Source organism: Noviherbaspirillum sp. Root189 (genome assembly GCF_001428545.1).
In the GTDB taxonomy this organism is placed as follows: Bacteria; Pseudomonadota; Gammaproteobacteria; order Burkholderiales; family Burkholderiaceae_D; genus Noviherbaspirillum.
Map to the genome: position 1 here is coordinate 15,736 of NZ_LMHZ01000004.1, position 12,978 is coordinate 28,713.

General features: G+C 56.9%; 13 protein-coding genes and 3 tRNA genes. 7 read left to right on the forward strand and 9 right to left on the reverse strand.

The features are described 5' to 3' along the window. Window positions 1-77 precede the first annotated feature (77 nt). From ASE07_RS28595 to ASE07_RS28605, 3 genes are all read right to left on the reverse strand, one after another. Window positions 78-287, reverse strand: a complete 210-nt coding sequence (locus ASE07_RS28595) for a hypothetical protein (RefSeq protein ID WP_156396346.1) — start codon at window positions 285-287, stop codon at window positions 78-80. Then, complete coding sequence (locus tag ASE07_RS28600) at window positions 287-445, reverse strand: hypothetical protein (RefSeq protein ID WP_156396347.1); 159 nt, start codon at window positions 443-445, stop codon at window positions 287-289. Before ASE07_RS28600 ends, ASE07_RS28595 begins: the two co-directional genes overlap by 1 nt. Further along, window positions 438-534 (reverse strand) — tRNA-OTHER (locus ASE07_RS28605). The genes ASE07_RS28600 and ASE07_RS28605 overlap by 8 nt, the downstream gene beginning before the upstream one ends. Here ASE07_RS28605 and ASE07_RS28610 point away from each other — a divergent pair. Continuing rightward, the gene (locus ASE07_RS28610) at window positions 498-1,214 is read left to right on the forward strand and encodes an amidase family protein (RefSeq protein ID WP_156396348.1); all 717 of its coding nucleotides are present in this window, start codon (window positions 498-500) and stop codon (window positions 1,212-1,214) included. The genes ASE07_RS28605 and ASE07_RS28610 overlap by 37 nt on opposite strands. A 103-nt stretch (window positions 1,215-1,317) precedes the next feature. Here the strand turns inward: ASE07_RS28610 and ASE07_RS03085 are convergent, their stop codons facing one another. Further along, a complete protein-coding gene (locus tag ASE07_RS03085; protein ID WP_057289444.1) occupies window positions 1,318-2,337 on the reverse strand; it encodes a zinc-binding alcohol dehydrogenase family protein in 1,020 nt (339 codons plus the stop codon). A gap of 142 nt (window positions 2,338-2,479) precedes the next feature. Here ASE07_RS03085 and ASE07_RS03090 point away from each other — a divergent pair, with 142 nt between their 5' ends. The 5 genes from ASE07_RS03090 to ASE07_RS03110 all read left to right on the forward strand — a co-directional run bounded on the left by ASE07_RS03090 (window position 2,480) and on the right by ASE07_RS03110 (window position 8,505). Continuing rightward, entirely contained in the window at window positions 2,480-3,418 is a 939-nt protein-coding gene (locus tag ASE07_RS03090) for a LysR family transcriptional regulator (RefSeq protein WP_057289350.1), read from the forward strand. A gap of 97 nt (window positions 3,419-3,515) precedes the next feature. Next, the gene (locus tag ASE07_RS03095; protein WP_057289351.1) at window positions 3,516-4,769 is read left to right on the forward strand and encodes a D-amino acid dehydrogenase; all 1,254 of its coding nucleotides are present in this window, start codon (window positions 3,516-3,518) and stop codon (window positions 4,767-4,769) included. Next, window positions 4,762-5,892 (forward strand): NAD(P)/FAD-dependent oxidoreductase, encoded by a 1,131-nt coding sequence (locus ASE07_RS03100; RefSeq protein ID WP_057289352.1) that lies wholly within the window; start codon window positions 4,762-4,764, stop codon window positions 5,890-5,892. The genes ASE07_RS03095 and ASE07_RS03100 overlap by 8 nt, the downstream gene beginning before the upstream one ends. Window positions 5,893-5,978: 86 nt before the next feature. Continuing rightward, window positions 5,979-7,577, forward strand: coding sequence for an NAD(P)H-hydrate dehydratase (locus ASE07_RS03105; RefSeq protein ID WP_082583926.1), 1,599 nt, complete (start codon window positions 5,979-5,981; stop codon window positions 7,575-7,577). Further along, window positions 7,552-8,505 carry a DMT family transporter gene (locus ASE07_RS03110; protein WP_057289353.1) on the forward strand — a complete coding sequence of 318 codons (954 nt, stop codon included), beginning with the start codon at window positions 7,552-7,554 and terminating at the stop codon, window positions 8,503-8,505. Before ASE07_RS03105 ends, ASE07_RS03110 begins: the two co-directional genes overlap by 26 nt. Here ASE07_RS03110 and ASE07_RS03115 read toward each other — a convergent pair. After that, window positions 8,477-9,160 (reverse strand): ABC transporter ATP-binding protein, encoded by a 684-nt coding sequence (locus ASE07_RS03115; RefSeq protein WP_057289446.1) that lies wholly within the window; start codon window positions 9,158-9,160, stop codon window positions 8,477-8,479. The genes ASE07_RS03110 and ASE07_RS03115 overlap by 29 nt on opposite strands. Here ASE07_RS03115 and ASE07_RS03120 point away from each other — a divergent pair. Further along, a complete protein-coding gene (locus ASE07_RS03120; protein ID WP_235548335.1) occupies window positions 9,159-9,809 on the forward strand; it encodes an arylesterase in 651 nt (216 codons plus the stop codon). The genes ASE07_RS03115 and ASE07_RS03120 overlap by 2 nt on opposite strands. A gap of 92 nt (window positions 9,810-9,901) precedes the next feature. Here ASE07_RS03120 and ASE07_RS03125 read toward each other — a convergent pair whose 3' ends face one another. The 4 genes from ASE07_RS03125 to ASE07_RS03140 all read right to left on the reverse strand — a co-directional run bounded on the left by ASE07_RS03125 (window position 9,902) and on the right by ASE07_RS03140 (window position 12,771). Continuing rightward, window positions 9,902-11,830, reverse strand: a complete 1,929-nt coding sequence (locus tag ASE07_RS03125) for a SurA N-terminal domain-containing protein (protein WP_057289448.1) — start codon at window positions 11,828-11,830, stop codon at window positions 9,902-9,904. Window positions 11,831-11,992: 162 nt separating this feature from the next. Continuing rightward, a tRNA-Asp gene (locus ASE07_RS03130) sits at window positions 11,993-12,069 on the reverse strand. A 27-nt stretch (window positions 12,070-12,096) separates the two neighbouring features. Further along, window positions 12,097-12,172: transfer RNA gene (locus ASE07_RS03135), tRNA-Val, on the reverse strand. A gap of 326 nt (window positions 12,173-12,498) precedes the next feature. Beyond that, window positions 12,499-12,771, reverse strand: a complete 273-nt coding sequence (locus ASE07_RS03140; RefSeq protein ID WP_057289354.1) for an HU family DNA-binding protein — start codon at window positions 12,769-12,771, stop codon at window positions 12,499-12,501. Window positions 12,772-12,978 lie beyond the last annotated feature (207 nt).

Genomic DNA, 12,978 nt, shown 5'->3' on the forward strand with positions numbered 1-12,978 from the left:
TCACCCGTCTCTATCCTGATGCAGCGCGTGCCGCCGGTGAACACGCGGACGCCATGCGCGCTGCGGGCGTTGAGATATCACCGCTTGCGGGCCTGCCGGTATCGATCAAGGACCTGGTGGACATTGCCGGTGAAACGACCATGGCGGGCTCTACCGTTCTGCGTGATGCGCCACCTGCCAAAGCTGATGCGCCGGTGGTGAAGCGCTTGCGCATTGCCGGTGCCGCCATCGTCGGCAAAACCAATATGACGGAATTTGCGTTTTCCGGCGTCGGCCTGAACCCGCATTACGGCACGCCTGTCAATCCGGCCGACAGCACGGTGGCCCGCATTCCGGGAGGCTCATCGTCCGGTGCCGCGGTTTCGGTCGCAACCGGTTTATGCGTTGCCGCCATCGGCTCGGATACCGGCGGCTCGATCCGCATTCCGGCAGCCTTGTGCGGCATCGTCGGATTCAAACCGACGGCGCGCCGTGTCCCGAGCGCCGGAACGATCCCCTTGTCGACCACGCTGGATACCATCTGCGCCATGACGCGTTCGGTCGAGGACTGCATTCTGGTCGACAGCATCATTGCCGACAACGCTCTGTCCATTCCTGACTTGCCATTGGCAGGCCTCAGGCTGGCCGTTCCCTCCACGTTAATGCTGGATGCACTTGACCCACACGTAGCCGCGTCGTTCTCCGCTGCCCTGTCGCGCCTATCCGCGGCTGGAGCAAAAATCATCGACATGCCGTTTACCTTGCTGGACGAAGCCGCTGATCTCAACAAATTTTCCGGCGCGGAATCCTTTGCATGGCATCGTGGTTTGCTGGCAAACCGGGAAGCGGAATACGACGCCCGGGTCGCCAAACGTATTCGCACCGGCGCCGCTATGAGTGCCGCCGACTATATCGATCTGCATCGCAAGCGCAGGGAATGGATCACGCGCATGGAAGACGCGCTCGGTCCCTTTGACTCACTGATCATGCCGACCACGCCGCTTGTTGCTCCGCCCATTGCCGAACTGGAAGCGTCGGAAGATGCATTTTTCAAGGCAAACGGACTTCTGCTGCGTAATCCGTCGACCATCAACCTGCTGGACGGTTGCGCGGTATCCGTTCCCTGTCATGACGAAGGAACGCTGCCGGTAGGACTCATGATTGCCGGCCCTGCGATGGCGGACCGCAAAGTGCTGGCAGTGGCGCGCGCAATCGAAAGCGCACTGCAATCCTGATGTGACAGGCAGGTAATACCAATCCCAACCTGGCGATCGGGTGCCCCCTGTTGAGGGGCTGCGGATCGCCAGTGCCGCTTGGTCAAGTTTAGTTTGAGTTGATTTAAAAGCCTTTCAACACCAGTTTGCCGATGACGTGCCCGGCCTCGATCCGCGCATGTGCTTCGCGCAGATTGGCGGCATTGATCGGACTGAGCACCTCATTGCTTGTGGCGCGCAAGATGCCGGTATCAACCAGGCGCGCAATCTCGCCCAGCAAGTTTCCCTGCTCGATCATGTCGGCCGTTTGGTACATGGAGCGGGTAAACATGAATTCCCATACAAAGCCGGCGCTTTTCGATTTCAGCAAACCAACGTCCAGCGCTTCCTTGTTTTCCACAATGGTACAGATGGTTCCTTGCGGCGCAATCATCTCTGCAGCAGCCGGAAAGTGCCTGTCGGTGTCGTTCAGAATCAGCACGTAATCCACATTTGGAAATCCGGCTGATTTCAACTGCGCCGGCATATCGCCAAAATGATCGATGACATGATGCGCACCGAGCTGGCGCACCCATGCGATCGATTCCGGTCGTGATGCCGTTGCAATGACAGTCAGGCCGGCCACTTTAGACGCAAGCTGGACTGCAACCGATCCCACACCGCCGGCACCTCCCACGATCAGAATGGATTTACGTGGCAAGGCACGGGGCGGTGTCGGAACATGCAGGCGGTCGAACAATGCCTCCCATGCCGTGATGGCGGTCAATGGCAGCGCCGCGGCCTGATCGAACTCCAGGCTCGCCGGCATGGTGCCGACGATTCGCTCGTCGACAAGGTGGAATTCCGAATTCGTACCGGGACGAGTAATGTCGCCTGCATAGTAGACCCGGTCGCCAGGACGAAAACGCGTGACTTCCGGGCCAACGGCTTCGACAACGCCGGCCGCATCCCAGCCCAGGACACGGGGTGATGATTCGATATTACTCTTCGCCGCCCGGACTTTTGTATCCACCGGATTGACCGAAATGGCCTTGATGGCGATGAGCAGGTCGCGTCCTGTAGCCACGGGCCGGTCGAGTGTCGTATCGAACAGAGACTCGGGATGACTGATGGGCAGATATTGGGTAAGGGCGACGGCTTTCATGATTTCTCCTGATGGAATCGTGGTATCGGCAAGTGAGCCGGCCATACGCCATTTGACAGGCCGGTAGTGGAGGAATTATGACTTTCTTGTTTTATTGAATAAACCACTTGATAATTGATTTACTTTCAAAAAATATTTGATAATGTACTCCACCGCCGACCTGCAGCTGTTCATCCGGATTGCCGATACCGGCAGCCTTTCCAAGGCAGCCCGTGAACAGCATCAATCACCCGCAGCAGCCAGTGCCGCCTTGCAGCGACTGGAACAACGCCTGGGCACCCTGCTCTTTGTGCGCTCGACGCGAAGCATGCGACTGACACCAGGCGGTGAAATATTCCTCGACTACTGCCGTAACGCGCTTGCCTTGCTCAAGGAAGGCGAATCCATGCTGATGGCCGACCATGGCAGCCTCAAGGGGCATGTTCGTTTATCGGCACCATCGGATCTTGGGCGCCGCACCTTGCTGCCATGGCTAAACCGGTTCCAGGCCATGCATCCGGAGGTCATGCTGACTTTGCAGTTTTCCGATCGTGTACTGGATCTGCGGCGCGATCCCGTGGACCTTGCTTTCCGGTATGGCAAGCTGGACGATTCTTCACTGGTGTCGCAACATTTGGCCGACAACGACCGCGTGGTGGTCGCCTCTCCCGCCTATCTTGAAAAACACGGTTCACCCCGAAGCCCTCGCGATCTCGTCACGCATAACTGCCTGTTGTACTACCTGAAGCCGGGCTTGCTCAATACCTGGCGTTTCCGCGCCGGCAAGGAAACGGTTGACGTCAAGGTGCGAGGCGATCGCATGTCCGACGACGGCGGCATCGTACGCGAGTGGGCAGTGGCAGGATTCGGCATTGCCTATAAATCATGGCTCGACGTCATGCCGGATGTCCGCAGCGGCGCATTGGTCACGATCCTTGATGACTTCGCTGGGGAAGAATCGCCGCTGAGCGGGGTCTATCCGCACCGAAACAGTATTTCGCCTGCGGTACGCGCATTGATAGCCTTTGTACGTGAACAGTTTGAGCAGACAGAGTGGCATGCGGCACATCACAGCGTTAATGCGCGGCACAGAATAAAATGATGCTCTCGAACTAGAAATGTGTCCCGCGGTCTACGACTCATTCCGAGCAAAGCTTCTGACCCATACACATTTAACAGCATTACCAGGTAGATACTACGTGACACAAAAACAGGTTGCCGTCATCGGAGGCGGCGTCGTCGGCGTCTGCACCGCCTACTTTCTTGCCGAGGCGGGACACGATGTCGTCGTCATCGAGCGTCATCATAACGTGGCACAGGAAGCAAGCTTTACCAACGCAGGCATGGTGGCGCCCGGCTACACTGGCCCTACAGCCGCCCCCGGCATGCCGCGCAAGATTCTTTCCTCGCTCTTTCGCAGCGAGTCTTCGGTAAGTGTCAAGCTGTCGACGGAACGCGCCTTATGGCGCTGGGCACGCAGCTGGCTGGACGAATGCGAAGTCGATCGTTACCACATCAATCGCAGCCGCATGCAGCGCATCGCCTTCTACAGCCGTGACCTTCTGCGTCTGATGCGCGACCACTATCAAATCAACTACGAACAGACCCAGGGCGTACTTCAGCTGTTTCGGACTCAGAAAGATCTGGCATTGGCGAGGCCGGCAATCAACATGCTGGCTGAATATGATATTCCCTTCATGATGCTCGACGCCGACGGCGCAAGGACGGTGGAGCCCTCACTCGCGTCACATACGCCATTTGTCGCGGCGCTTTATCTTCCTGAAGATGAAACCGGCAACTGCCCATTGTTTGCCAAGCGCATGAAGTACATCGCATCATCCATGGGCGTGCAATTCCACTTTACCAGCACGGTCGAAGCCCTGGAACCCGAGGCCGGAGGCGTTGGCTTGCTTATCAACGGCAAGCGTTTTTCGGCGGATGTGGTGGTTGTCGCCGCAGGCGCTGAAAGCGCGCGCCTGCTTAAGCCGCTTGGGATACAGGTGCCGATTTATCCAGTGAAAACCTACGCCGCAACAGCGCTGATCAAGAACTTCGACCATGCGCCACGCGCCGCCATCATCGATGAGGCCTACAACGTTAGTCTGGCTCGAATGGGCGGACGCATCCGCCTTGCGGGCATTACGGAAATCGGACCACGCAACGACGAGTTGCAGGACCACGCGCTGCGCACGCTTGTCAAAGTTGGCACCGACTGGTTTCCACATGCCGGGAGCTATGCAAAATCCAATTTCTGGTCCGGAACGCTCCCTACGTTGCCGGACGGACCTCCTCTGCTTGGCGCGACCCATGTAAGAAATGTTTATGTGAATATCGGACATGGCGCACACGGCTGGGGCATGGCAGCGGGTTCAGGCAAAGTAGTCGCTGACCTGATCTCCGGACAGACACCCGAGATCGACCTTGATGGCTTGACCATGGCGCGCTATGGATAAGATCGACTGCCTCGTTATTGGCGCCGGCGTGGTCGGCCTGGCGGTGGCGCGCGAACTTGCGCTGGCGGGACGCGAAGTCATGGTCGTCGAACAACATGCGGATATTGGCATGGAAACCAGCTCCCGCAACAGTGAAGTGATTCACGCGGGCTTGTATTATCCGACCGGCAGCATGAAGGCCAGGCTTTGCGTGACGGGACGCGACACACTCTATGCGTATTGTGACGAGCGTGGCATTCCTTATCGCCGCTGCGGAAAACTGATCGTCGCCACGTCAGAAACGCAGTCTGTCAAACTCGCCGGGATTCTCGCCCAGGCGCATGCGAATGGCTGCAGCGAAGTGGCTCCCCTCGCTGCGCACGAGGCGCGCCGCCTGGAGCCTGAGATCCATTGTGTCGCCGCCCTCTCCTCACCCAATACGGGCATCATCGACAGCCATGCTTATATGCTTGCCCTGCAAGGCGATGCAGAAAACGCGGGGGCCTTGTTTGCATTTGGAAGCAAGGTAACGGGTGCCATCTTGCGTGAAGAAGGCGTAGTCGTACAGGTGAGCAGCGACAGTAATAGCAATGGCGTACGTGATGAGATTGAACTGCATGCAAAGTTCGTCGTGAACTGTGCAGGCTTGTGGGCACCGCGACTGGCGCGGTTGGTGCAAGGTCTGGACCAGAGCGCAACGCCGGGGGCCTGGTTTGCCAAAGGGAACTACTATTCGCTCGCAGGCAAGACGCCTTTTTCACGCCTTGTGTACCCGGTGCCCGAAGCGGGAGGCCTTGGCGTTCACCTGACGCTGGATCTGGGCGGACAGGCACGCTTTGGTCCTGACGTCGAATGGCTGGACGACGCGGTCACAGCGCTGGATTACCGTGTCGACCCGCGGCGCGCAGAAAAGTTTTACCGTGAGATCCGCGCGTACTGGCCAGCCCTGCCTGACGATGCCCTGCAACCTGCGTACTCGGGCGTTCGCCCGAAGATCAGCGGCCCTGGTGAGCCCGCGGCCGACTTCATGTTCGCCAATCACGGTAGCCGCCATTATCTCGGCCTGTACGGCATCGAATCGCCCGGCCTCACCGCGTCGCTTGCCATTGCAAAGCATATAATGACGATGGTCGGGAGCATGTAAGTGAAGGCGTGCCGCATTGCCGTAACGCGCCATACCGCCTTGCGACAAAGGCCACCAGTTTGTTCGACAACCCATTCATACATCGCATGACAGACCACTTGCCCAGCCCACGCGTTGCCAACATTGCCAACGGCGCCGGCAGTTCCTCTCTGCATGATCCCACAGCGCTGTACACCGTGGCGCAGATTCGCGACATCGAACGCGCGACCCTGTCCTCCATTCCTCCGGGCACCCTGATGCAGCGCGCCGCCAAGGCCGCCGCTTCAATGGCGCTATCGCTCTTGAAGCCGCCACCCGGATCGGCAAAGGTGCTGCTCGTTGCAGGCCCAGGTAATAACGGAGGTGATGCGCTCGTCATGGCATGCTTGCTGGCTGATGCCGGCCTGCATCCAACCGTAATGGTCTGCGCCGATCCTGCCCGCCAGCCGGAGGATGCGCAACGCGCGCTCGAACGTGCGCAGGCGGTCGGTATCCGATTGATTGCTCCCAGCGCCGAAGCCATCCGTTATCCGGTGGACTGGGATCTCGTGGTCGACGGCTTGTTCGGCATCGGTCTGACGCGCGCCATCTCCGGCCCTCTTGTGGCTCTGGTCGAGGCCATCAATGCGCTGCGCTGTCCCGTACTATCGCTGGATATCCCCAGTGGGCTCGACGCAGACAATGGCTGCGTTGTCGGCGGTGTCGATGGTGTCGCCGTGGTCGCCACGCATACCTTGACCTTCATCGGCAACAAGCCTGGCTTGCATACGAACGAAGGCCGGGATCATGCAGGTGAAGTGCAGGTAGCTGGCCTCGATATTGATCTCAGTGCATTTTCTCCTGCACGGGCCTTCCTTGGCAGCGAGCGGCTGTTCCTGAGCCATCTCAGGAAGCGTCGCCATAGTTCGCACAAGGGAAGCTACGGCGATGTGACGGTGGTGGGAGGAGCACAAGGGATGGCCGGTGCACCGGTTCTGTCCTCACGTGCAGCGGCACACTGTGGCGCTGGCCGAGTTTTCACGGCATTTCTGCATAACCCGCCCGCGTATGACTTCCTGCATCCGGAATTGATGTGCCGCGATGCGGTACAACTTGAATTTCATACCGGTGTTGTGGTCGCCGGTCCCGGCCTCGGGACATCGGATGAGGCGTACTCAGTCCTCGAACGGGTCTTACAAAGTGACTGTCCGCTGGTGCTGGACGCGGATGCGCTCAACCTGCTTTCGCGGCACCGTGATTTGATCACGCTGCTTTCGCAACGTACCGCCCCTGCCATGCTAACGCCACATCCATTGGAAGCAGCCCGCCTGCTGCAATCCGACACGCATCAGGTTCAGGCAGATCGACTGACCGCGGCGAGTACCCTGGCGCAGCAATGCAATGCTGTCGTTATTCTGAAAGGGTCGGGCAGCATCATTGCCGCCCCGGACGGATCGCTGGTGATCAACCCCACCGGCAATCCGGCGCTCGCCACTGCTGGTAGTGGCGATGTTCTGGCGGGAATGTGCGGCGCATTACTGGCGCAATCCCTTCCATGCCGGGAAGCGGCACTGGCGGCCACATGGCTGCATGGCCAGACGGCCGACGCATTGGTGAAGCAAGGCGTAGGGCCAATTGGCATGACGGCGGGTGAATTGATTCCGGCGGCACGCCAGATTCTTAACCAGCTCACGGAGCAGCATGCACAGCGCCACAACCCGCGCTAGCCTCTGGGTTGGAATTGCCTGTCTGGTCGCCGGCCAGTGGACACTTTCGCTACTGGATACCGCAGGGAAGCTTCTGGCGCAGGCCGGGTATCACGTAGTAATGATTGCCTGGATGCGTTACACGATCAATACCGTTTTCATGGCCGTGACCCTGGCGCCGCTTTACCGGCACAAGACTGGACGTAGCATCCTGTCGACTCGACAACCGGGCTTGCAGATTTTTCGCGCGGCCATGCTATTGCTCTCGACGATCGTGTTCTTCTCGGTCTTGAAAATCGTACCCTTGTCCGAAGGGACGGCAATGAATTTTTGCGCACCATTGATTGTGTTGGCTATATCGCCGTGGCTGCTAAAAGAGAAATCCTACCCCTCGCGCTGGGTCGCCGTGGCAGTCGGCTTCATGGGGATGCTGATCGTGATGCGCCCCGGGGGCGGCATCGTGCCTGCGGGCGTGTTGCTTGGCGCAGCCTCCGCAGTCATCTTCGCGGGCGTCTCGGTACTGAGCCGCAAAACCAACCAGACTGACCATCCTCTAGTAACGTTGTTTTATGGCGGTGTGGTAGGCATGATCGCCAGCAGCCTGATGGTGCCCTTCTTCTGGTCTTCCCATATGCCGACCACACGGGAGTGGCTGATCCTTGCGTCCACGGGGATCACCAGCACCATCGGGCATTACTTCGTCAACAGCGCCTATAAGCATGCAGAAGCTTCTCTGTTGACACCTTTCTTCTATCTGCAGATTATTTCTGCCACCGTCATGGGCTGGCTGGTGTTCAACCAGTTACCGGATAGCCTGACCGCGCTGGGCATCGGCATCATTTGTGCGAGCGGCATGGGTATCGCCTATGTCGAGCATCGGCGCGGTCATCCACAACGCGCCGGAACCGCCGAGCTCCGAGTCAGCTCAGGCGACCGGCCGCAATCGTAATCGTGCGCTTGCAGCGTGCGGCGATCGATGGGTCGTGTGTGACAAGGACCAGCGTCGAGCCGCGTTCCTCATTCAGTTCAAACATGAGCTTGATCACCGAGTCGCCTGTCGCGGCATCCAGACTGCCGGTAGGCTCGTCGGCAAACAGTAAAGGCGGCGCGGTCACGAAAGCACGCGCCAGCGCCACTCTCTGTTGTTCGCCACCGGACATGTACTTGGGATAGTGACGCAAGCGGCTGGACAACCCTACGCGGCCAAGCATGGCCTCCGCTTTTTGTTTCGCTTCATCATCGCGCCGTAACTCCAATGGAAGCATCACGTTTTCCAGGGCGGTGAGATGCGCCAGAAGCTGAAACGACTGGAACACGAATCCCAGCTTGGCTTGACGCAACCCTGCGCGGCCATCCTCGTCTAATGCAAAGATATCGACCCCGTCCAGCTTGACGGTTCCTTCCGAAGGGGTATCAAGGCCAGCAAGCAATCCTAGCAAGGTCGACTTGCCGGACCCCGAAGCGCCGACGATCGCCAGCGTCTCTCCCGGCCGCACGGTAAAATCGATTTCATGGAGGATGGTGAGTTCACCGGTCGCATCGGCGACGCGTTTGCTCAATCGAATGACTTCAATAGCAGCTGACAAGGAAGAAGGACCGTGCATGCAGAATAACTGGAAGAAACATGGAATGAAGGCCGCGAGCATGCGGTGGTTGGCGGCATTATCGCTCGTATTGTTTGCCACCTGTGCTCATTCTGCATCAAAAACAGTGCTCGTGCTCGGCGATAGCCTTTCTGCCGAATACGGTCTTGCACGTGGAAGCGGTTGGGTTACGCTTCTCGAGCAGCGTATCCGCCAGTCAAAACTCAATGTGAACGTTGTCAACGCCAGTATCAGCGGAGAAACGACCAGTGGAGGAAAGGCTCGCCTTCCCGCATTGCTGACCCAGCACCGACCGGACGTCGTCCTGATCGAACTCGGTGCCAACGATGGTTTGCGCGGACTACCCGTCGCATCTGCTGAACGCAACCTGAGTGACATGATAAAAGCATCAAAGGCTACGAACGCCCAAGTACTGCTGATAGGGATGCAGATACCGCCAAATTACGGACGAGAGTATACGCAGCGCTTTACCGGGATGTATGAAAAACTGGCGAAGGAAACCAAGGTCGGACTAGCGCCCTTTCTACTCCAGAGCGTAGCAGATGATCCTACGCTGTTCCAATCGGACCGGATCCACCCGGTCGCGGAAGCACAACCCATCATGCTCGACAACGTGTGGCCATATTTAAAGCCGCTGTTAAGTAAGTAATGTTGAGAGGATGTGAAAACTGTTGTGCCACAAAACAAAAGCCGCCTGTTTAAGGCGGCTTTTGCAAAGGTGCGCTAAAGCGCAATCGTCGCTTACTTGGTTTCCACTCCCTCTGCAGGCGTGGTACCAACCGGCTTCAGAATTTCGACTTTCGACTTTTTCTTCAAGGCTTCCAGATAGGCAAGCGCTTCCTGCTGTGCCAACGCATTCCCGATCTGCTGCTGTTCGCCCTGGCGGCGCGCTGTATCGGTTGTGGCGGGCTGAGACACCTTGGTAATACGATAGACGCCATATCCTTGTGCACCAAGGTCAACACCGGCAAAAGCAGGCAGCTTGGTCGTATCAGTCTTCATGACAACCGGAATTGCAGCGGGGGTAATACCTTGTGCCTTGGTACGCGACACCACTTTTGTTTCGCCAAAACCTGCTGCATCGTCACCTGATTTCAACTTGGCGAGCTTCGACTCTCCAGCTTTCTTGGCGAGTGCTGCAGCTTCTTCCTGCACAACGCGCTCGCGAACGGCAGCCTGGACTTCCTCAAACGGACGGCGTGTCACTGGTTTGTACTCGATGACATGGCCTGCAATCAGGGTGTTCGGCGCGACTTCAACTGCCTCGGTATTGCGCTTGTTCTTGATTGCCTCATCCGAGAACAAGGCCGCGAGGAACTTGGGATTATTGTACGGCGCGGTCGGAGCAGTTGCCGGATTGGGAGTACGTGTCAAGCCACTAACCGTTTCGATCTTCAGCTTGAGCTTGTCAGCAACTGGTTTGAGGCTGTCTGCCTGTTCGTAAACCGTATTGTTGAACTGCTCGGCAAGTTCAGCAAATTTCTTTGCAGCGAGCTGCTTCTTGATGTCGGCAGCGATTTGCTCCTTCACCTCATCCAATGTCTTGGCGGTTGCAGGTTTCACAGCCATCAGCTGGATAATGTGATAGCCGAAATCCGATTCGACGACGTCGCTGATCTCGCCCTGCTTGAGCTTGAAGGCGGCGTCCTCGAATGGTTTGACCATCATGCCCTTGCCGAAGAAGTCGAGATCACCACCACGCTCGGCGGAGCCGGGATCCTGCGAATTTTCCTTGGCAACCTTGGCAAAGTCGGCCGGATTCTTCCGGACCTGAGCCAGCAGTTTTTCGGCTTTTTCTTTCGCAGCAGCCTTGTCGGCAGCAGAAGCACTCTTGTCAGCCTTGATCAGGATGTGGCTGGCACGGCGCTGCTCTTCTTCGCCATAGCGGGACGCGTTCTGATCGTAGTAGGACTTGATGTCCGCGTCGCTCACCGTGATTTGCGAAGCGACGACATCATTATTGAGCACGACGTACTCGGCCTTGACTTGCTCCGGAATTTCAAACTGCTTGGCATTCTTCTCGTAGTATGCCTTCAGCATCTCGTCGGTCACTTTAACTTGGGAGACAAAATCCGATGCCTTGAACAGGATTTCCTGAACTTCGCGCTGCTGATCGTTCAGATCCGAAAGTCGATTCGCGACGGTCTTCGGCGCAAACGCAGTTCCCTGCACGCCACTGCTTACCTGCTGCAGGCTCAAGTCCTGGCGCAACCGCGCTTCGTACATTGCGGGAGTCATGCCTTGTGCAGCCAGCAGGGATTTGTAACGCTCGACATCGAACTTCCCATCCGCGCCAATCAGTCCGGGAATCGCAAGAATATTCTGCTGGAGAGCCTGGTCGCTGACCGCCAGATTATTCTTGGCTGCCTCGGCTGCGATCACACGCTGCGCAATCAACCCATCGAGGATATTTTGTTTCGCTTCAGGCGTATCCAGAAGTTTGGGATCGAACTGCCCACCAAACATTTGTCGCAGACGTTCCATCTGCTCGCGTTGTGCGTTATCGAATTCTTGCTGAGTGATGGTTTGCCCAGCCACTTTCGCAATCGCATTGCCTCCTTCGCGAAAACGCGTGTAACCCTCAAGACCGAAAAATGCAAAAGACGGGAAGATAAACAGCAGAAGCGCGAACTGCATGAGGCGCCGATGCGTACGAATGAATTCAAACATATTCAGTCCATAAAATACGGATTGCGGAAATACCATTTGCACCGTTCGTACCGCTTGACACGGCCTGGCCGGATGGCAGAGAAAGAAGCATTTGCCGCACTTTGCAAAAAGCATTGCCACATATGAAAAAAGGCGAACTCGCGTTCGCCTTTTTTCGGTTTTTGGCGGAGTGGACGGGACTCGAACCCGCGACCCCCGGCGTGACAGGCCGGTATTCTAACCGACTGAACTACCACTCCTGATACTTGCTGCATGCTTGGCTGTTTTGGTGGGTGCTGAGAGGCTCGAACTCCCGACCTACGCCTTGTAAGGGCGCCGCTCTACCAACTGAGCTAAGCACCCGGATCCACTTAGTCAGCCAAACTTCCCAGACGTTTGTCACCACGTCGAGAAAAACAAGATTATATAGGATCTTTTATTTCGTTGCACTAGAAAATGCAAACTTCCTGCATTTCTCACTGTACAACTTGACCCGCTTTTACCTAACGCCTATTTGTAATGTAACGAATGAAATCGATGGATTTCTGGACTGACAAGATGCAAGAGGAATTGCTATTGACTACCGTGCAGTCAGGCGAGAAAAGACGCGATCTCATTTTTCGTTTATGGGCCGGAATCGATAGTCGTCTCTGCCGCTTTATGCATTAAGCAAGTGCAATCTTTGCCGTTCAGTTGAGCGCGTCTTTGAGGCCTTTACCGGGACGGAACTTCGGCACCTTGGCAGCTTTGATTTTGATGGCGTCACCGGTGCGTGGGTTGCGTCCGGTGCGTGCGGCGCGCTTGCCTACCGTAAAAGTACCGAAACCTACCAATGTTACGGACCCATTTTTCTTCAAGGTTGTTTTGACTGCACCGATCAATGCGTCAAGCGCGCGCGTTGCGGCAGCTTTCGAGATGTCTGCATTACCCGCGATATGATCGATCAACTCAGTTTTATTCACTAGTGCCCCCTCTTAGATGTTGGAACATGCTCTGCATATTTGTTAGATTTTTACACTGCAGGCAAGGACGAAAAAAATGCAGAAAAGAAACTTCTGCAAGGGCTATTTAACAAGCGGCAAACCCTTGTGTCAAGCGGTTTCCCTTTGATTCCACACAATTGGTTGCATTGCACTTCAGAGTGTTTAGAAACAAGACACTCAAATTGA